General features: G+C 70.0%; 20 protein-coding genes. 7 read left to right on the top strand and 13 right to left on the bottom strand.

From position 1 onward, the window contains the following. Window positions 1–3 precede the first annotated feature (3 nt). Window positions 4–1527 carry a N,N-dimethylformamidase beta subunit family domain-containing protein gene (locus tag ACYVF7_RS43800; RefSeq protein WP_460351875.1) on the top strand — a complete coding sequence of 508 codons (1524 nt, stop codon included), beginning with the start codon at window positions 4–6 and terminating at the stop codon, window positions 1525–1527. 90 nt (window positions 1528–1617) lie between these two features. Next, a complete protein-coding gene (locus ACYVF7_RS43795) occupies window positions 1618–2682 on the top strand; it encodes a cobalamin-independent methionine synthase II family protein (protein WP_460351874.1) in 1065 nt (354 codons plus the stop codon). A gap of 19 nt (window positions 2683–2701) precedes the next feature. Here the strand turns inward: ACYVF7_RS43795 and ACYVF7_RS43790 are convergent, their stop codons facing one another. From ACYVF7_RS43790 to ACYVF7_RS43760, 7 genes are all read right to left on the bottom strand, one after another. Continuing rightward, a complete protein-coding gene (locus ACYVF7_RS43790) occupies window positions 2702–3586 on the bottom strand; it encodes a phosphatase PAP2 family protein (RefSeq protein WP_460351873.1) in 885 nt (294 codons plus the stop codon). Between the two features lie 13 nt (window positions 3587–3599). Beyond that, on the bottom strand, window positions 3600–4433 hold the full coding sequence (locus ACYVF7_RS43785; protein WP_460351872.1) for a phosphatase PAP2 family protein: 834 nt from the start codon (window positions 4431–4433) through the stop codon (window positions 3600–3602). 106 nt (window positions 4434–4539) lie between these two features. Continuing rightward, on the bottom strand, window positions 4540–5322 hold the full coding sequence (locus ACYVF7_RS43780) for a methyltransferase domain-containing protein (RefSeq protein WP_460351871.1): 783 nt from the start codon (window positions 5320–5322) through the stop codon (window positions 4540–4542). Window positions 5323–5356: 34 nt separating this feature from the next. After that, the gene (locus ACYVF7_RS43775; protein ID WP_460351870.1) at window positions 5357–5764 is read right to left on the bottom strand and encodes an OsmC family protein; all 408 of its coding nucleotides are present in this window, start codon (window positions 5762–5764) and stop codon (window positions 5357–5359) included. 26 nt (window positions 5765–5790) lie between these two features. Further along, window positions 5791–6288 carry an HAD domain-containing protein gene (locus ACYVF7_RS43770; protein WP_460351869.1) on the bottom strand — a complete coding sequence of 166 codons (498 nt, stop codon included), beginning with the start codon at window positions 6286–6288 and terminating at the stop codon, window positions 5791–5793. Between the two features lie 109 nt (window positions 6289–6397). Next, a complete protein-coding gene (locus ACYVF7_RS43765) occupies window positions 6398–7156 on the bottom strand; it encodes an SDR family NAD(P)-dependent oxidoreductase (protein WP_460351868.1) in 759 nt (252 codons plus the stop codon). Window positions 7157–7196: 40 nt separating this feature from the next. Further along, a complete protein-coding gene (locus tag ACYVF7_RS43760) occupies window positions 7197–7688 on the bottom strand; it encodes a winged helix-turn-helix transcriptional regulator (RefSeq protein ID WP_460351867.1) in 492 nt (163 codons plus the stop codon). A 119-nt stretch (window positions 7689–7807) separates the two neighbouring features. On the opposite strand from ACYVF7_RS43760, the gene ACYVF7_RS43755 reads away from it, so the two are divergent. After that, window positions 7808–8509, top strand: coding sequence for an SDR family oxidoreductase (locus ACYVF7_RS43755; protein WP_460351866.1), 702 nt, complete (start codon window positions 7808–7810; stop codon window positions 8507–8509). A gap of 47 nt (window positions 8510–8556) precedes the next feature. Further along, complete coding sequence (locus ACYVF7_RS43750) at window positions 8557–9012, top strand: tautomerase family protein (RefSeq protein ID WP_460351865.1); 456 nt, start codon at window positions 8557–8559, stop codon at window positions 9010–9012. 42 nt (window positions 9013–9054) lie between these two features. On the opposite strand, the gene glnA is transcribed toward ACYVF7_RS43750, so the two are convergent. Beyond that, on the bottom strand, window positions 9055–10479 hold the full coding sequence (gene glnA / locus ACYVF7_RS43745) for a type I glutamate--ammonia ligase (protein WP_460351864.1): 1425 nt from the start codon (window positions 10477–10479) through the stop codon (window positions 9055–9057). 135 nt (window positions 10480–10614) lie between these two features. Here glnA and ACYVF7_RS43740 point away from each other — a divergent pair, with 135 nt between their 5' ends. Continuing rightward, window positions 10615–11079: an RDD family protein gene (locus ACYVF7_RS43740; RefSeq protein ID WP_460351863.1), complete on the top strand. Its 465-nt coding sequence runs from the start codon at window positions 10615–10617 to the stop codon at window positions 11077–11079. Window position 11080: 1 nt separating this feature from the next. Here the strand turns inward: ACYVF7_RS43740 and ACYVF7_RS43735 are convergent, their stop codons facing one another. After that, on the bottom strand, window positions 11081–11779 hold the full coding sequence (locus ACYVF7_RS43735) for a DUF4191 domain-containing protein (RefSeq protein ID WP_460351862.1): 699 nt from the start codon (window positions 11777–11779) through the stop codon (window positions 11081–11083). A 205-nt stretch (window positions 11780–11984) separates the two neighbouring features. Between ACYVF7_RS43735 and ACYVF7_RS43730 the strand changes: the two genes are divergently transcribed. After that, window positions 11985–13247, top strand: a complete 1263-nt coding sequence (locus tag ACYVF7_RS43730) for a C39 family peptidase (RefSeq protein ID WP_460351861.1) — start codon at window positions 11985–11987, stop codon at window positions 13245–13247. Window positions 13248–13369: 122 nt separating this feature from the next. On the opposite strand, the gene ACYVF7_RS43725 is transcribed toward ACYVF7_RS43730, so the two are convergent. Then, window positions 13370–14176, bottom strand: a complete 807-nt coding sequence (locus ACYVF7_RS43725) for a glycoside hydrolase family 16 protein (protein WP_460351860.1) — start codon at window positions 14174–14176, stop codon at window positions 13370–13372. 120 nt (window positions 14177–14296) lie between these two features. Further along, window positions 14297–15229 (bottom strand): lipoyl synthase, encoded by a 933-nt coding sequence (gene lipA / locus ACYVF7_RS43720; protein WP_460351859.1) that lies wholly within the window; start codon window positions 15227–15229, stop codon window positions 14297–14299. Window positions 15230–15386: 157 nt separating this feature from the next. On the opposite strand from lipA, the gene ACYVF7_RS43715 reads away from it, so the two are divergent. Beyond that, window positions 15387–15890: a DUF1877 family protein gene (locus ACYVF7_RS43715; RefSeq protein ID WP_460351858.1), complete on the top strand. Its 504-nt coding sequence runs from the start codon at window positions 15387–15389 to the stop codon at window positions 15888–15890. Between the two features lie 100 nt (window positions 15891–15990). Here ACYVF7_RS43715 and lipB read toward each other — a convergent pair whose 3' ends face one another. Next, window positions 15991–16674, bottom strand: coding sequence for a lipoyl(octanoyl) transferase LipB (lipB, locus tag ACYVF7_RS43710; protein WP_460358447.1), 684 nt, complete (start codon window positions 16672–16674; stop codon window positions 15991–15993). Between the two features lie 74 nt (window positions 16675–16748). Continuing rightward, window positions 16749–17501, bottom strand: a complete 753-nt coding sequence (locus tag ACYVF7_RS43705) for a Type 1 glutamine amidotransferase-like domain-containing protein (RefSeq protein ID WP_460351857.1) — start codon at window positions 17499–17501, stop codon at window positions 16749–16751. Window positions 17502–17538 lie beyond the last annotated feature (37 nt).

Here is a 17538-nt window from a genome sequence, read left to right as displayed (position 1 = left end):
CGCGTGATCGTTAACCGGGCCGTCGCCGTTCTCGCCGTTCTCGCGCTGCTGACCGGATGCGGCGGGGGAGGCGGGAAGGCACCGACCCGTCACCGGGCCGCCACGACCGCGCCCACGCCCGCCGTCGCCGAGAACGCGCGGCCGGGCACCAAGGACTGGAAGGTTCGCAACGCCGGCGCCGAGCACGCCATCGAGGGCTTCGCCGACCGCGTGAGCGTGCTGCCGGGCGAGTCCTTCCGGCTGTTCGTGTCGACGACCGCCAAGGGCTACACCGTCAACGCATTCCGCATGGGCTGGTACGCCGGCGCCCAGGCGCGGAAGGTGTGGGCCTCCCCGCACCAGGCCGGGCAGAAGCAGGCGGACGCGAAGACGGCCGGCGCCACCCACACGATCACCGCGCCGTGGAAGCCCTCCCTCACCGTCTCGACCCGGGACTGGCCCGAGGGCTCCTACCTGCTGCGGCTGGACGCCGACTCCGGAGCCCAGCGGTTCGTGCCGGTCACCGTGCGGTCGGCCACCACCGCCGGCAAGGTCGTCATCCTCAATGGCACGACCACCTGGCAGGCGTACAACATGTGGGGCGGCCGTGACCTGTACAAGGGGCCGGGTGGCTTCGACGGCCGGTCCCGGGCGGTCAGCTTCGACCGCCCCTACGACGGGAACGGCGCGGTCAAGTTCCTCGCCTTCGAACAGCCCGCCGTCGCGCTCGCCGAGAAGACCGGGCTGCCCCTCGCGTACGAGACCGACAACGACCTCCACCACGACCCGCGGCTGCTCGACGGCGCCCGGGCGCTGGTGACCCTGGGCCACGACGAGTACTGGTCGAGCGCGATGCGCGACGAGGCGACGAAGGCCCGCGACGCCGGGATGAACATCGCGTTCCTGGGCGCCAACGCCGTGAACCGGCACATCCGGTTCGAGGCGACCTCCCTCGGCGCGGACCGCCTCGTCGTCTGCTACAAGAGCGCCGACGAGGATCCGATCAAGGATCCGGCCGAGAAGACCCAGGACTGGCGCCTGTCGCCGAAGCCCCGGCCCGAGAGCGACCTGATCGGCATCATGTACACCTGCTTCCCCGCCGACGGGGCGTGGAAGGTGTACCAGCCGGACAACTGGGTGTTCGCGGGCACCGGCGCGCGCAAGGGCGAGGAGTTCCCCGGCGTGATCGGCCCGGAGTCCGACGCGGTCACGAGGGGCGGTCCGACGCCGCGGCCGATCGAGGTGCTGGCCCACTCCACCGTCGGGTGCGGCACGTCCACGACGACCTCCGACGCGACGTACTACACCGCCAAGAGCGGGGCCGGGGTGTTCGCGACGGGAACGATGCGCTGGGTCTGCTCGATGCGCGGCAGCGCCTGCGGCCACGGCGTCACCGGGAAGGCGGCGACCTTCGTTTCCAAGGTCACCGAGAACGTCCTGCGCGCCTTCGCCGCCGGCCCCGCCGGCCGGTCCCATCCGGCGCGGGACAACGTGAAAAAGATCAAACCGGCCGGGCTCGGCGCGGCCCAGGGCGCGGATCTCGATTAACTTAAAGACCTAATTCGTGAATTCGGCGCGATCCTATTCCGATAATGGATGGTAATTGTGCGACCGCGCTCCGTTTTCTAGGCTGAGCGCATGGCAATGCCTACCGAACCGATCGGCAGCATCCCCCGTTCCCCCGAGCTTCTGGCCGCGATGCGCGCCCATGCCGCCGGCGAGATCGACGACACCGATCTCGCCAAGGCACAGGACGAGGCGGTCAGCGACACCATCCGGCGCCTGGAGGAGATCGGCTCCCCGGTCGTCACCGACGGCGAGCAGTCCAAGCCGAGTTTCGCCACCTATCCGCTCGACGGAGCCTCGAATCTCGCGGGTGACGGCGCCGTCATCCCCTTCGCCGACGGGCATCAGCGGCAACTGCCACGCATCACGGCGGGCCCGTTCCGGTACCGGGTGCACGCCGAGCGCTACCTCCGGGCCGCGCTCCGGCACGCCACCGTGCCGGTCAAGCAGGCCGTCATCGCCCCATCGGCCCTGAGCCTGCTCTACCCGGGAGACGGCCTCGACGGCTACCCGCGCGAGCGGTTCCTCGCCGACCTCGTGGACGAGGCCGAAGCCGACATCCGAGGCGCCCTCGACGCGGGCGCGCACCTGGTCCAGCTCGACTTCACCGAGGGCCGGCTGTCCCTCAAGCTCGACCCGAGCGGCGGCGTCCTGGACGACTTCATCGCCCTGGGCAACGCGGTGCTCGAGCGGTTCACCGAGGCCGAGCGGGCCCGCATCGGCGTGCACACCTGCCCGGGCGGCGACCAGGACTCCACGCACAGCCTGGACGTCGACTACGTGGAGCTGCTGCCCAAGCTGTTCCGGCTGCGGGCCGGCGCCTTCTACCTGGAGATGGCCGGAGAGAGCGAGCCCGACCGGGCCCTCGCCGTCGTCGCCGACCACCTGCCCGAGGGGGCACGCGTTTTCATCGGCGTCACCGACCCGATCGATCCCCGGGTCGAGACGCCGGACGAGGTGTACGAGCGGGTGATCGCCGCCGCCCGCCACGTGCCGCCCGACCGGCTGGGCACCTGTGACGACTGCGGCTTCTCGCCGTTCGCCGACGACACCTCGACCTCCCGGGAGACCGCCTTCGCCAAGATCCGCGCCCGGGTGGAGGGCACCGCGCTCGCCGCCCACAAGCTCGGGATCTGAAGCCGGGGGTCAGACCCGGTCAGACGGCCGTCGAACCGCGCTCGCCGCCCGCAGGCTCGGGGCTGGAAGCCGGGACCGGCCAGGTGGCCCTCGACGTGCCGCCCGTGTCGGTGGAGAAGATGCGGGCGGCCGGGCCGAGCCGGGGGATGATCCCCCGTACCGTGCGCGTGGCCGCGTAGCCGGCGCCGAGGGTGACGACACCGCCGATGGCGTCGAGCATGTAGTGGTTCGCGGTGCCCAGGATCACGAGGACGGTCGCGACCGGGTAGCAGTAGGCCAGCCACCGGAACCTGTTCGGCCGCGTGACGTCGGCGATGGCGATCGCGCACCACAGCGACCACCCCGTGTGCAGCGACGGCATGGCGGCGTACTGGTTCGACACCGAGGCGACCGGCGAGGCGCCGGACTCGTACAGGCCGCCGGTGTGGAACATCTGCACCGTGTCGACGAAGCCGGGCACCATGCGCGGCGGCGCGAGCGGATACAGCCAGAACCCGATGAGGGCCAGCACCGTCGTCGCGAAGATCAGTCGCCGGTAGAACACATAGCGTTCCGGGTGGCGCAGATAGAGCCAGACGAGCACGCCGATCGTGAGGACGAAGTGCAGGCTCGCGTAGTAGTAGTTGGCGCTGACGCCGAGCCACCGCACATCGGTGAAGAGCCGGTTGATCGACAGCTCCACGTTGAGGTGCAGCAGCCCCTCGAGGTGGAGGATGTCGTGCCCGCGCTGGAGCGCCGCCGTGTGGTTGGGCGGCACCAGATTGCGGACCAGGGAGTACGCGCTGTAACACAGCGCGATGAGCAGAATCTCGCGATAGAACCGGGGGCGTTTCGCGGTCTGCCCTTCCGCGCGCGCCCCCGTCGTGTCGCCCGTGGCGACTGGCGCAACGGCCGACCTCGACATGATCCCCATGGTCTCAGATCGAATCGGGTGAGCCGTCACTATTCCTTGTCTTGTTTGTCACTTTGTGATCTTTCAGTCGCCAGGTCGCGGACACCTTGCGATACGGGAACATGCAGGTGGCCAGTGCACCGGCCGTGATCACGATGCCGACCGCCGCGTCCAGCAGGTAATGGTTGGCGGTCGAGAAGATCACCAAAATTGTCACAATTGGGTAAAGGGTCGCGATCGCCCGTACCCATGGACGGCGCGAAAGCGTCACCACCGCGACCGCGCACCACAATGCCCAGCCCGCGTGCATTGAGGGCATTGCCGCGAACTGATTGGTCAGCGAACCCGCCTGTGGCGACGAATACAGGCCGAACGTGTGCAGCGCCGTCACCGGGTCGATGAACCCACGGTCGCCGAGGAAGCGCGGCGGCGCCAGCGGGTACACCCAGAAGCCGATCAACGCGATCCCCGTGGCCACCATGAGGGAGGTGCGCAGCCGGCGGAAGTGCTGCGGCCGCCGCCGGTAGAGCCACACGAGCACCGTGAGCGTGACCGCGAAGTGCGCGGTGGCGTAGAAGTAGTTCGCGAGCCGGGCCAGCGACGGCTCCCGCATCAGCGCGTGGTTGAGGTTCAGCTCGACGTCGATGCCCAGCGCGTGCTCCAGCCGCAGGATCTGCGTCGCGTGCGCGTACGCCGCCGGCTCGTCGTGCGGGATCAGCAGCCGGACGAGCGTGTACGCGCAGTAGAACGCCGCGGCCAGGGCGATCTCCCGCCACAGCCGCAGCGCCGACGACGCCGAGGAGGGGGCGCTGGGCGGTCGGCGTGTGGGACGAGGGCGGGGGGCGACGAGCTGGGCCATGATGTCAATCTTGGACGAGCCACACCATTCTGTGATCATCTCCAGGAATGGTCTGTGACTCGGCCCAGGAGAGTACGGGCCTAGTCCTCAGGGGGGATACCGGCCGCTATCGGTCCCACCAGATCGTGACCAGCGTACGGCCGATCGTGCCGGGAAACGCCACACTCCCGGACGAATCCACGCCGAGGTCCCGCAACGCCGCCGTCACCTCGTCCGCCCGTTCGGGCGGCAGGCCGAGGCGACGGCGCACCCGGTCCGCGAGGGCGGCCAGGTCGGGGTAGCCGCCCCATCCCCGTTCGTCCACCCACGTCTCCATACGAGGGCGCACACCAGCGGCGCGGAGCGCCTCCACCGCGTCGGCCGCCGTCGGCGGCGCGGGCCGCGCGACGCCGTGGAACCTCTCCCACAGCGGGCTCAGCGCGTGTTGCGGATGCCGCTCGGGGATCTCGATGACGACCCGGCGGCGGGCGTGCCCGGTGAGCGCCGCGGCGAACGGCGCCAGCTCCGCCGCGCCGTACAGCACGTGGTGGCAGACGACCAGGTCCGCCGGTGGCGCCTCGACCTCCGGCCACGAGCCGCGTACGGTCCGGATCGGCACCCCCACGCTCTCGGCGTTGCGGCGCAGCGCGGCCAGCAGGTGCTCCTCGCGGTCGACGCCGACGATCAGACCGGCGTGCCCGGCGAGCGGAAGAGAGGCGCCGCCGGAGCCGCAGCCGACGTCCAGCACGGTGCCGCGATCGGGCAGCGCCTCGCGCTCCCGGGCGAAGGACCGGCTGCCGGGCGGCACGGCGGTCTCCGTGACCGCCGGCCGCGCCTCCCGGCGCACGCGCGGTCCACCGGAGGCGTTCCACGCGGCGACGGCGCGCCGCCACCGCTCGAGGCCGTCCACGGCCACACGATACGGCTCCGGCGGGTCATGGGGCTCAGGACAGGTCGGGCAGCACCTGCTCGGAGGGGGTCTCCTCGCGCAGCGCGCGGCCGACCGTGCAGTGGTTCTCGTGCACGCGGTGCGCCACGTCGGCGAAGACCTGCGCGGCCTTCTCGTCCCCCTCAGGGAGCTCCACGTCGTACGTGACGGTGATCGTGCCGAGCTTGGTGGGCGCGACCTTCTCCGCCGCCACCGTCGCGGCGAGCTTCACCAGCCGGTGGCCGCGCTTGGCGGTCAGCGGCTCCACCGTCACGATCTCGCAGCCGCCGAGCGCGGCGAGCAGCAGCTCCACCGGAGTGAAGACGCCGTCCTGGCCGGCGTCGCCGAAGGCGACCTCCGCGCCGCGGTCGTTGCGGGCGACGAAGCCCCCGTCATCCGTGCGCTCCACCCGAACCGAAGCCATGGCCCCTCCTCTGTAGTCGCTGGTCACTAACCATGGTCCGCGGTGAGTTGTTCCAGCCACGTACGCGCCTGGGCCACGTGCGTCTCGGTGAGCCCGTGAAGCGGATCCACCGGGACGATGAGGTACGGGCCCAGCCCGGAGTCCCCGGCGAGCACGTCGGGGACGTCAGGCTCGTCCTCCAGCCACACGAACGGCCGCTTACCGACCCAGGAGGCCACGTGCCGGGCCTTCCACGCGCCGAGCGAGAACGCCGGGTCATGCGGCGGGATCGGAACATGCCGCAGCCGGGGAAGCCCGACCCGCGGGCCGATCCAGTCGTTGGCCGCGTCCGTCCAGTAGCTCGCCCAGACGATCTCCGAGCCCGTGTCCGCCGCGAGCCCGGTGAGCAGCGGCCCGTGCGCGGGGTTGAGCAGCAGCCGGTAGACGGCGCCGTTGGGCGAGGCACGGTACCGCTGATAACCGGGGGAGCGTTGTAGAGGGTTGAGAACACCGTCCACGTCGAGAAGCACCAGCGGCGTGTCCATGACTTCGGACGCTATGCCAGTCGCCCCGGTCTGGACCAGTGCCCGCCGAAAGAACAATTGATCAATTCAGCGCCCAGTGGGCTCGGGCCCTGCCGTACGGCATGCGCTCTCACGGCTCCGGGCGCAGGGTGCGGGGCGGGCTGCCGCGGTCGAGAATCGTGACGTGGCCGGCGGCGCTGTCGTCCCTGACCAGCCGGATGACCTCGTCGCAGAGGGTGCGGAGTTCGACGAGAGGCGCGAGACCGGCCTGCTCCTCGGGCGGCAGGGCGGCGATCTCACGCTGGGCGCGTTCGGTGGCCACCCAGTCGGGGACGAGGCAGTTGACACGAATGTCGTCCGTCTCGTGCAGGGCGGCCAGGCAGTACGTGGCGCGGATCAGGCCGGCCTTGGCGGCGGCGTACTCGGGCGAGCGGCCGACGTCGCGGCCCAGACCGGCGCTGGAACCGATGTTGACCACCGCGCCCCCGCCACGCCGCCGCATCGCCGGCAGGGCGAGCTGGGTGGCCAGCAGCGCCGCCCGCAGATTGAGATCGAGGATGGTGCCCCAGCGCCGCGGTGACGCGGCGGGAAAGTGCGGCGGGATGTGGCCGCCGCCGCCCGCGTTGTTGACCAGGATGTCCAGGCCGCCGAAGGCGTCGACCGCCTGCGCGAGCACGTCTTCGACCTCGGCGTCCTGGAGCACGTCGGCGCGCCGGAAGATCGCCCGGCCGCCTGCGGTGACGATGCGGCGAAGCGCCTCCGCCCCGTTGGCCTCGTCGAGGTCGGTGAGGCACACGGCCGCCCCCTCAGCCGCGAGGCGTTCACCGATCGCCCGCCCGATGCCGACCGCCGCTCCGGTGACGACCGCGACCTTGCCGTCGATGACCATGTGCCCCTCCATCGTCGTTCACTGCGGAAGCGCTTTGTGGTCAGACGCTCTCGGCGTCGGCGCGGATCAGGCCCGGGCCCGCGTCGACGACCGAGTCCCCGGGGACGATGTCGTGGCCGTTCTCGCAGCGGAGTACGGCGTGCACGGGGGCACCGCAGTCCCGGTGGCGGACGATCAGCGGCGGTCCGTGCTCGTCGGCGGCCCAGGTGTCGCCCCATTGCCGCAGCGCCATGATCACGGGATACAGGTCGCGGCCCTTCGGGGTCAGCCGGTAGGCGGAGCGGGTCCGCTGGCCGGGTTCCTGGTAGGGGAAGCGCTCCAGCAGTCCCGCGGCGGTCAGTTCCTTCAAGCGGGCGGCGGTGGCGGGTTCGCCGATGCCCACCCGTCGCGCGAAGTCGTCGAATCTGCGGGTGCCGAAGAACGCCTCCCGCATGATCAGCAGCGCGGACTTGGTGCCGACGACGGCCAGGGTGCGGGCGATCGAGCAGTTGGCCATGGACCAGGCGTCGCGGTCCTCCAGCAGGTCACTCATGTCTCGATCGTAACCTGACTTGTGTGGATATAAGCCAGAGTTGTAGCGTGGTAGCTGGCTTTCATTAACATTAGTCAGGTGGCCGTACAGGCCGCCCGGACATGTCGAGGAGGACGCACATGACTGCGATCGAAGGTTCTGTCGCCCTGGTCACCGGGGGTCGGCGGGGCATCGGCAAGGCGTTCGTCGAAGAGCTGCTGGCCCGGGGAGCGAAGAAGGTCTACGCCACCGCGCGCGAGCCCGGCCCGAGCGACGACGCGCGGGTGGAGGTCCTCGCCCTGGACGTCACCGACGACGCCTCGGTCGCCGCCCTGGCCGAGCGCGCCCGGGATGTCGACACGGTCTTCAACAACGCCGGTGTCCTGTACCGGGCACCGCTCCTCACGTCGGACATCGCGCAGGTCAAGGACATGTTCGACACCAACGTGTTCGGCCCGCTGCGGATCGCCCAGGCATTCGCCCCGGTGCTGGCGAACAACGGCGGCGGCGTCCTGGTCGACATGCACTCGCTGCTGTCCTGGTCGGCCGGAGGTGGCGGCTACGGAGCTTCCAAGGCCGCCCTGTGGTCCCTGACGAACTCCCTGCGCATCGAGCTCGCCGCGCAGAACACACAGGTCGTCGGCGTCCACCTGGGCTTCGCGGACACCGACATGGTCGCGGCCATCCCCGTCCAGAAGATCTCCGCCGCCGACGTCGCCCGCATCGTCCTGGACGGCGTCGAACGCGGCGACAGCGAAGTGCTCGTCGACGACGTCACCCGCGACATCAAGGCCGCGCTCTCCGGCCCCGTGGAGGGCCTCAGCATCGGCATCGGCCGCTGACCCACAGCGCTCTCCGCGCTCCACCCGACCCGACCTGGGAGAAAATCATGCCGCTCTGGCACGTCTACCATCCGCCCGGCACCTACACCCCGCAGCAGAAGCAGCGACTCGCCGACGACATCACCGGGTTCTACACCGACCGCGGGCTGCCGAAGTTCTACGTCGTCACTCTCTTCCACGAGATCGACGCGTCCTCCTTCTACGTCGGAGGCGAGCCCTCCCGGAACGCCGTGCGCTTCGTAATCGAGCACATCGCCCGGCACGCCGCGGACCCGGCCGGGCGCAAGCGGACCGGCGAGGCCCTCGCCCGGCTGCTCGCCCCCCACACCAAGGACCGCGGCCTGTACTACGAGTTCCACGTCGACGAAACGCCCCGGGACCTCTGGATGACGGACGGAATCGCGCCGCCCCCGCAGGGGAGCGAGGCCGAGCGGCGCTGGGTGAAGGAGAACCGCCCGACCCCCTACCGACCGGAAGGCGAAAGGCCGCCGACCGCGCCCTGAACGGACGAACGGTCGACGGCCTCACGCGGACGTCGAGTGGGATCAGACGTCGTAGTAGAGCTCGAACTCGTGCGGGTGCGGGCGGAGCCGGATCGGGTCCAGCTCGTTCTCGCGCTTGTAGGCGATCCACGTCTCGATGAGGTCCGGCGTGAACACGCCGCCCTCGAGAAGGTAGTCGTGGTCGGCCTCGAGTGCGTTCAGGACGGCCTCGAGCGAGCCCGGCACCTGCGGGATGTTGCGGGCCTCCTCGGGCGGCAGCTCGTACAGGTCCTTGTCCACCGGCTCCGGCGGCTCGACCTTGTTCTTGATGCCGTCGAGGCCGGCCATCAGCATGGCCGCGAACGCGAGGTACGGGTTGGCGGACGGGTCCGGCACCCGGAACTCCAGGCGCTTGGCCTTCGGGTTCGACCCGGTGATCGGGATGCGGACGCAGGCCGAGCGGTTGCGCTGGGAGTAGACCAGGTTGACCGGCGCCTCGTAGCCCGGGACCAGGCGGTGGTAGGAGTTCACCGTCGGGTTGGTGAAGGCCAGCAGCGACGGGGCGTGCTTGAGCAGCCCGCCGATGTAGTAGCGGCCGATGTCCGACAGGCCCGCGTAGCCGACCTCGTCGTAGAAGAGCGGCGAGCCGTCCTTCCACAGCGACTGGTGGCAGTGCATGCCGGAGCCGTTGTCACCGAAGATCGGCTTGGGCATGAAGGTGACCGTCTTGCCGGCCGACCGGGCGACGCTCTTCACGATGTACTTGTAGAGCATCATCTTGTCGGCCATGGTCAGCAGCGTGTCGAAGCGGATGTCGATCTCCGCCTGACCGGCCGTGCCGACCTCGTGGTGCTGCATCTCGGTCTCGATGCCGCACTCGATCAGCTGGCGGACCATCTCCGAGCGCAGGTCGGTGAAGTGGTCCATCGGCGGCACCGGGAAGTAGCCGCCCTTGTACCGCGGCTTGTAGCCGAGGTTGCCGCCCTCTTCCTTGCGGCCGGTGTTCCACGCGCCCTCGATGGAGTCGATGTGGAAGTACGACTCGTGCTGCTTCGTCTCGAAGCGCACGTCGTCGAAGATGTAGAACTCCGCCTCCGGGCCGAAGAACGCCGTGTCCGCGATGCCGGTGCCGCGCAGGTAGTCCTGGGCCTTGCGGGCGACGTTGCGGGGGTCACGGGTGTACGGCTCGCCGGTCAGCGGGTCGTGGACGAAGAACGTGATGTTCAGCGTCTTGTGCTGGCGGAACGGGTCGAGCACAGCCGTCGACGGGTCCGGCAGCAGCAGCATGTCCGACTCGTGGATCTCCTGGAACCCACGGATGGACGAACCGTCGAACATCAGCCCGTCGGTGAAGACGTTCTCTCCGAAGTTCTCCACCGGGAACGTGAAGTGCTGCGTCGTGCCCGGCAGGTCCGTGAACCTGACATCGACGAACTGCACCCCTTCGTTCCTGATGAAGGACAGGACCTCTTCGGCGCTGTTGAACATCCAACCTCCTTGGGGCGCTTTTTTGCGTTTAGAACGCTAGGTGCCCGCCGTTTCCGAGCCGTGTCCCATGTGTTTCGCGTGTGTTACGGAGGGCCTGGAATCGGCCCGGAGGGGTTGCCCGGATAACTTACGGGTATGAGTGAACGTCGGCGCTCGGCCGGATCATGGATCGAAGGGGCCCGCGCCGCGGGCGCGGACCTCGGGTACCCGGGCGAGCGCCTCGGCCTTCCCAAGGAGGGTGCGGGCGCCGTCGCGGGGTACGGCCGGCGGCTGGGCGCCCTGGTGATCGACTGGCTGATCGCGCTGCTCGTCGCCACCGCCCTTGCGGGCGCGCTGCACTGGAGCGCGCAGGCCCGCAGTCTCCTCACGCTCGGGGTGTTCGGCGTGCTGACCTGGCTGCTCACCGGCCTCATCGGCACGACGGCGGGCAAGGCGCTGTGCGGGCTTCGCGTGGTCCGTACGGACGGCGGTCCGCTGGGCCCGCTCTGGGCGTTCGTGCGCGCGCTGCTGCTGGTGCTGGTCGTGCCCGCGCTGATCTGGGACCGGGACTACCGCGGCCTGCACGACCGTGCGGCCGGCGGTGTCGTCGTACGCCGCTGAGCTAACGGGTACGGGGCTTGGGCCCCTTCGGCATGCGGGCGCCCTTCGGGATGGGTCCCTTGGGCATCTGCATCGCCTGCGGCAGCGCGTTGAGCCGATCGATCAGCTCGCTGACCTGCTCCTTCTTGAGGTTACGCGGGAGCCTGGTCAAGTGGCGCTGCAGCTTGCTGATCGGGATCTGGCCCTCTTCCGAGCCGACCTGGACGTCGTAGATGGGCACCTCGGAGGCGGCCCGGGAGATGCGCTTCTTCTCGGCGCCGATGAGCTTGCCGACGCGTGAGGGCGGCCCCTCGGCGAGCAGGATCACACCCGGCTGCCCGATGACGCGGTGCACGACGTCCATGTTGCGGTTGGCCTGGACGGCCGGGGTGACGACCCAGCGGCCGCGCATGTTCTCCACGAGGGACGCGGCGGCGCCCGGCTGCCCTTCGATCATGGAGTACTGGGTGCGCTGCGCCATCTGACCAAAGATGATCATGCCGACGGCGATCGCGACCAGGACGCCCAGCGGGATCATGAAGAGCGCCTGGCCGAGCACCAGCCCGAGGACCACGAAGAGGACGAGGGTGCCGATCGCCGCCGCGAAGACGATCGGCATCGCCTTCGGGTTGGCTTGGTGGACCAACGAGGCGACCATGCGGATCTGCTTGAGGCGACCGGGGCGCTCGTCCTGCGCGCCGTCCTGGGGCTTCTTTGCCATGGATGGAAGGATACGAGGGTTCGGGTGCCGAGTCGAAAGCGGGCCATGCCGGTCGTTAACAAATTTCGATCCAGCCACAGGGCCCGTAAAGCGTTGACATGATCGAGTGCGCCGCCCTAGCGTCCCGAAGCAGGTTCCCGATGCTCTTGGAGTCGTCATGGCCTGGCCCGATATGCGTGCTTCGGTATGGAAGGTTCCGCTTCTGGTGTCCGTCGGTCTCGCCACGGTGGCGGCGACCCCGGCGACCGGTTCGGCCGCGGTGAGCGCCGCCGATCAGCCGCGCGTCGCCTACCACCAGTGGACGTCGGCCCGTGACTTCGCGGCCGGCTCCTCGGAGGGCGTCCGCCCGTACGGGCCCGGCGCCCTCACGATCGCGCGCCCGGTCGGCACGACCACGTACACCGACCCGTACGGCGGCGGCACCAAGACCTGGGACTACGCCCGCTGGACCTCCCCGACCGTGCCGATCGGCTTCGGCGCGAGCCAGCTGGTCGCGTCGTGGACCGCGAGCACGCCGCACGGCAGCTGGCTGCAGGTGGAGATGCGCGGGCACACCGGCGCGGGTGCCGACACCAAGTGGTACGTCATGGGCCGCTGGGCCGCCGACGACCCGAAGGCGGGCGGCGACATCCACCGCACCTCGGTGCCGGGGCAGAAGGACGACGACGGCAACGTCGACATCGACACCTTCGTCGCCAAGAACTCCCTGACCTCCTACCAGCTGCGCGTGACGCTCTACCGGCTGCCCGGCAAGCACGTACGGCCCGTGCTGCGCTCGGTCGGCGCGATGGCCTCGCTGCTGCCGTCCCGTACGACGGTGCCGGTCAGCCCGCTCGGCGGCGCCGAGGGCATCGAACTCAAGGTCCCGGCCTACTCCCAGGACATCCACGACGGGCAGTACCCCGAGTACGACAACGGCGGCGAGGCGTGGTGCAGCCCGACCTCGACGTCCATGATCGTCGCGTACTGGAAGCGCGGGCCGTCGAAGCGCGACCTGTCCTGGGTCGACCCGTCGTACGCCGACCCGCAGGTCGACTACGCCGCCCGCAACACCTACGACTACAACTACAAGGGCGCCGGGAACTGGCCGTTCAACCCCGCGTACGCCGGGCGGTTCGGCCTGAACGGCTTCGTGACGCGCCTGCGCACGGTCGCCGAGCTCGAGCAGTTCATCAAGGCGGGCATCCCCGTCGCGACCTCGCAGTCGTTCAAGGCCGCCGAGATGCCGGGCGCCGGCTACAGCACGAACGGCCACCTGTTCGTGATCGTCGGGTTCACCAAGAGCGGGGACCCGATCGTCAATGACCCGGCGTCACCCTCGGACGCGGCCGTGCGCCACGTCTACCCGCGCGCCAACTTCGAGAACGTCTGGCTGCGGAGCTCCTCCAGCGGGGGCATCGCCTACATCATGTACCCGCGCGGCCACCGGCTCCCGTCGAACGTCCCCGGACTCGACAAGAACTGGTGACATAGAGACTTCTGTCCCCCCGGAAGAGAGGAACGCCCCGGCGGCGCGCCGGGGCGTTCGTCTGTCCGCTGGAGGGCCGACCCGCCGGCCGCGACCGGGTCGGCGGGAATGCGGGTGGGCGGTCAGGAGCGGCGGAACACCTTCACCGAGTCCACCAGCATCTGAGCCGAGTCCACGTTCGCGGGCGGCGCGGCGTGGTAGCGCCCGTCGGCGACGGCCAGGTCGACGACGAGATACGCCCCGTCGCTCTGGAAGCCACGTTTGTCGGAGAACGCGAGCCTGCCGTCGTAGTACCAGTCCACGCTGGAGGCGCCGAGGTAGGCGCCGATGTGGTGCCAGCCCGCCGACACGTCGGACCCGGTCTCGTGATACTTGGCGGCGCCCTGACCGGTGTGGTTGGTCAGCTCCAGAATCCCGGGGTTGTCCGGGTGGTACTCGAAGACGTCGACCTCGTTGCCGCCCGCGTTCCAGGTCCAGAACGCCGGCCACATGCCGAGTCGGCCCGGAAGCCTGGTGTGGATCTGGATGTAGTCCCCCTTCTTCACGAAGGCGCCCGCCGAGGGGGCATGACCGCAGGCGTCCCCGGTCGCGATGAGACCCGAGGTCCACTCGTACGGCGTGCCGCCCGGCGAGGTGTGGGACTGCCGCCGCGCCGTGATCGTCAGCCTGCCGTTCGCCACGGACAGGTTGGCGGGCAGGTTGTACTCCAGCTTGTGATCGGGCTTGTTGCCCCGGCAGGCGTCCGAGTACGACGCGCTCCACATGCTCCACTTCGAAGCGTTCAGGGTGGAGCCGTCGAACTCGTCCTGCCAGCTGACCGACCAGTGCCCCGGGGGCAGCGGATCGGCGGCCCGCGCCGATCGCGGAGTGCCCGCCACGACGCCCGCCAGGGCGATGACGCAGCCGGCGGCACGGAGGGTAGGCCGCATTCGGTCGTCCTTTCCGATCAGTCGGGTCCCCTCCCCAGGGGATCTCCCAGACCATGATCGCAGCCGACCGTGGTGATGTGACTACTTTCCGCGCAATTCTTGAGCTTGTAGGGAAGTCGCCTAGTCGGCCTGGCGGGCGGTGATGGCCTGCTGGTAGAGGCGGCCGGCGCGGTAGCTGGAGCGCACCAGGGGCCCGGACATCACCCCGGTGAAGCCGATGGTCTCGGCCTCGTCCTTCAGCTCGACGAACTCTTCGGGCTTGACCCAGCGTTCGACGGGGTGGTGGCGGGGGGAGGGGCGCAGGTACTGGGTGATGGTCAGCAGTTCGCACCCGGCCTCGTGCAGGTCCCGCATGGCTTCGGTGACCTCTTCTCGGGTTTCGCCCATGCCGAGGATGAGGTTGGACTTGGTGACCAGCCCCGCCTCCCGGGCGGCGGTCAGCACGCTCAGCGAGCGTTCGTAGCGGAAGCCGGGGCGGATGCGTTTGAAGATCCGTGGGACGGTTTCCAGGTTGTGGGCCAGGACCTCGGGGCGGGCGGAGAAGACCTCGGCCAGCAGGTGGGGGGTGGCGTTGAAGTCGGGGATGAGGAGTTCGACGCCGCAGCCGGGGATGGCGTGGTGGATCTGGCGGACGGTTTCGGCGTAGAGCCAGGCTCCGCCGTCGGGCAGGTCGTCGCGGGCGACGCCGGTGACGGTGGCGTAGCGCAGGCCCATGGTGGTGACGGATTCGGCGACGCGGCGGGGTTCGTCGGGGTCGTAGGCGGCGGGTCTGCCGGTGTCGATCTGGCAGAAGTCGCAGCGGCGGGTGCATTGGTCGCCGCCGATGAGGAAGGTGGCTTCGCGGTCTTCCCAGCATTCGTAGATGTTGGGGCAGCCGGCTTCCTGGCAGACGGTGTGCAGGCCTTCGGAGCGGACCAGGTCGGTGAGTTCGCGGTATTGCGGGCCCATCGACAGCCGGGTCTTGATCCAGGGTGGTTTGCGTTCGATCGGTGTCGCGGCGTTCCTCGCCTCGACACGCAGCAACTTCCGGCCCTCAGGAGATACGGCTGTCACTTGTTCAGGGTATGTCCGGATTCGCCCGTGTTGCGCAAGTGGTTGGCATAGAGGACTATCTCCGGGGTGTTTTATGTCGTTCTCACCATACGTAGCTGTGGATCTCTCTAAGGTGACGTGGGTGTCGCGTACAGAGGGCGTATGACGGAGGTCAGGCGTGCGAGTGGCCATGACGTACCTCAGGCTTCCGGAGGCCGAGGGCGCAGGCGATCCGGGGACCCGCGCACGCGCGGTGTTCAGAGGCGGGAACTGGCGGGAGAAGCATCCCGTGCTTCCCGTCGCGGGTGCGTGGCAGGCACTGCACTACCTGCTCACCGGTGACCCGTGGGACGGCCCACACCCGGCCGCCGACGTGGTGTGCGGTGGGCGGCTGCTCACCGAGGACGGTGCCGAAGAGCTCGGTGTCGACGTCATCTACCTGACGGCCGAGCGGGTCAAGCTGGCCGCCGACCACCTCGCCGCGACCGAGTTCGCGTCGATTTCGGGTCGCTATGACGCCGAGCGGATGGCCGAGCTCGGCGTCCAGGGCGCCGAGGACTGGGTGGGCGAGCCCGCCGCGGCGATCCGCGACGGGGAGCTGCGCGTGGTGTACGAGCGGCTCACCCGTTTCTTCGAGGCCGCCTCGGCGGAGGGCCAGGCCATCTACAAGGCGATGGGCTGACCCCGCGCAAGGGACGGCCCCAGGCGAGGGGCAGGCCGGTCACGAAGCGATGGGGCGGCCTTCGGGCGAGGGACCGATGGGCCGACCCGGGCGCGACGCGTCAGGACGGGACGGGGCCGCCGAGCATCGCCTCCAGTGAGCGGTGCGCGGTCTCCGTGGCGCCGAGCACCTTGGCGATCCTCTGCTCGGCCAGGCCGAGGACCTCGGCGACGGTGATGTCGCGGCCGAGCTCGGCGGAGAGCGACGTGGTGCCCGCGTCGCGGATGCCACAAGGGATGATCCGGTCGAACCATCCCATGTCGCAGTTGCAGTTGATCTCGAACCCGTGCATCGTGACGCCGCGTGAGACCCGGATGCCGATCGCGCCGACCTTGCGGTCGGGAACACCCGGCACCCACACGCCGCTGCGGCCCTCGACCCGCTTGGTGGCCAGCCCGAGGTCGGCGCACGTGTCGATCAGCGCCTCCTCGATCGTACGGACGTAGGCGACGACGTCGACGGGCTCCCGCAGTTTGACGATCGGGTAGCCGACCAGCTGGCCGGGACCGTGCCAGGTGATCTTCCCGCCCCGGTCGACGTCGATCACGGGTGCGCCGGGGTCCCCGATCGGCCGGTCCAGCGGCTCGGTCCGCTTGCCCGCCGTGTAGACCGGCGGGTGCTCCAGCAGCAGGCAGACGTCGGGGATCTCGTCGGCGACGCGGCGCTCGTGCAGACGGCGCTGCAGCTCCCACGCCGCCTCGTACGGGACGGCGCGCTCGCCGAAACCGGCGTGGATGAAGACCAGGTCGCTCGTGCCGACGGCCGCCGGGCGCTCGCCGAGGACCGTGGTGGGGGATTCTTCGCTGGCGCTCACGCCCCTCAGCGTACGACCTCATCGAAGGAGGCCAGCAGCCGAGGCTCGATCCGCGTCTCCTTGACCCCGCCCGCGCCGTCCGCGCCGATCTGGTACGCGCCCTGGCCCGCCACATAGGTCACGGCCTGGACGAACTCCGTCCCGACGTAGTGCAGCCCGACCGCCTCGTCGGCGGCGTACGCGTCGGGCAGCGTGCCCTCGGCCACGAGCCGCTGCAGCAGCGGCCGGCGCTGCTCGTCGCTGTCGTAGTGGACGCCGCAGGCGTAGGGCAGCAGGCCGAGCCCGTCGGTGAGCGGCCGCAGCTCCGGGCCGAAGGAATCGGTCGTGCCGCCGACGTGCCAGCACAGGGCGCCCGCGCTCTGCCCGCAGAGGACGACGCCCGACCGCCAGGCCTTCGCGAACGCGTCGGCGAGGCCGTGCACCCGCCACAGGGCCAGAAGGTTCGCGACGCTCCCGCCGGAGACGTACACGAAGTCCTGGGCGAGCAGGTGCGCAGCCGGGTCCTCGTGGTTCGGCATCGGGAACAGCGCCAGGTGGGTGACCTCGGCGTCCACCCCGGCGAAGGCCGCGTAGAAGCGGGCGACGGCCTCGGTGGAGTCGCCCAGCGCCGTCGCGAGGAAGCACACTCTGGGGCGGTCCTGCCCGGTGAGGTCCAGCGCGTAGCGCACGAGGGGCCCCGGCGTCACACCGTAACGGCCGTCGGGTACGAAGCCGCCACCCCCGATCGCCACGATGTGCGGTTCACCGTCGGTACTCATGACTCGCTCACCCTCCTCGTTCCCCCCGTCGACTGTG

The organism is Actinoallomurus acanthiterrae, assembly GCF_054775715.1.
The sequence above is the reverse complement of the archived record's forward strand: the minus strand, read 5'-3'. Positions and strand labels throughout refer to the sequence as shown.

What these genes read in the sequence shown, in the direction of transcription:
- ACYVF7_RS43785 (WP_460351872.1), bottom strand. Translation starts at nt 4,433, where the DNA reads ATGGCCCAGCTCGTCGCCCCCCGCCCTCGTCCCACACGCCGACCGCCC.
- ACYVF7_RS43735 (WP_460351862.1), bottom strand. Translation starts at nt 11,779, where the DNA reads ATGGCAAAGAAGCCCCAGGACGGCGCGCAGGACGAGCGCCCCGGTCGC.
- glnA (WP_460351864.1), bottom strand. Translation starts at nt 10,479, where the DNA reads ATGTTCAACAGCGCCGAAGAGGTCCTGTCCTTCATCAGGAACGAAGGG.
- ACYVF7_RS43750 (WP_460351865.1), top strand. Translation starts at nt 8,557, where the DNA reads ATGCCGCTCTGGCACGTCTACCATCCGCCCGGCACCTACACCCCGCAG.
- ACYVF7_RS43775 (WP_460351870.1), bottom strand. Translation starts at nt 5,764, where the DNA reads ATGGCTTCGGTTCGGGTGGAGCGCACGGATGACGGGGGCTTCGTCGCC.
- ACYVF7_RS43765 (WP_460351868.1), bottom strand. Translation starts at nt 7,156, where the DNA reads ATGGTCATCGACGGCAAGGTCGCGGTCGTCACCGGAGCGGCGGTCGGC.
- ACYVF7_RS43755 (WP_460351866.1), top strand. Translation starts at nt 7,808, where the DNA reads ATGACTGCGATCGAAGGTTCTGTCGCCCTGGTCACCGGGGGTCGGCGG.
- ACYVF7_RS43705 (WP_460351857.1), bottom strand. Translation starts at nt 17,501, where the DNA reads ATGAGTACCGACGGTGAACCGCACATCGTGGCGATCGGGGGTGGCGGC.
- ACYVF7_RS43725 (WP_460351860.1), bottom strand. Translation starts at nt 14,176, where the DNA reads ATGCGGCCTACCCTCCGTGCCGCCGGCTGCGTCATCGCCCTGGCGGGC.
- ACYVF7_RS43790 (WP_460351873.1), bottom strand. Translation starts at nt 3,586, where the DNA reads ATGTCGAGGTCGGCCGTTGCGCCAGTCGCCACGGGCGACACGACGGGG.
- ACYVF7_RS43740 (WP_460351863.1), top strand. Translation starts at nt 10,615, where the DNA reads ATGAGTGAACGTCGGCGCTCGGCCGGATCATGGATCGAAGGGGCCCGC.
- ACYVF7_RS43770 (WP_460351869.1), bottom strand. Translation starts at nt 6,288, where the DNA reads ATGGACACGCCGCTGGTGCTTCTCGACGTGGACGGTGTTCTCAACCCT.
- ACYVF7_RS43795 (WP_460351874.1), top strand. Translation starts at nt 1,618, where the DNA reads ATGGCAATGCCTACCGAACCGATCGGCAGCATCCCCCGTTCCCCCGAG.
- ACYVF7_RS43760 (WP_460351867.1), bottom strand. Translation starts at nt 7,688, where the DNA reads ATGAGTGACCTGCTGGAGGACCGCGACGCCTGGTCCATGGCCAACTGC.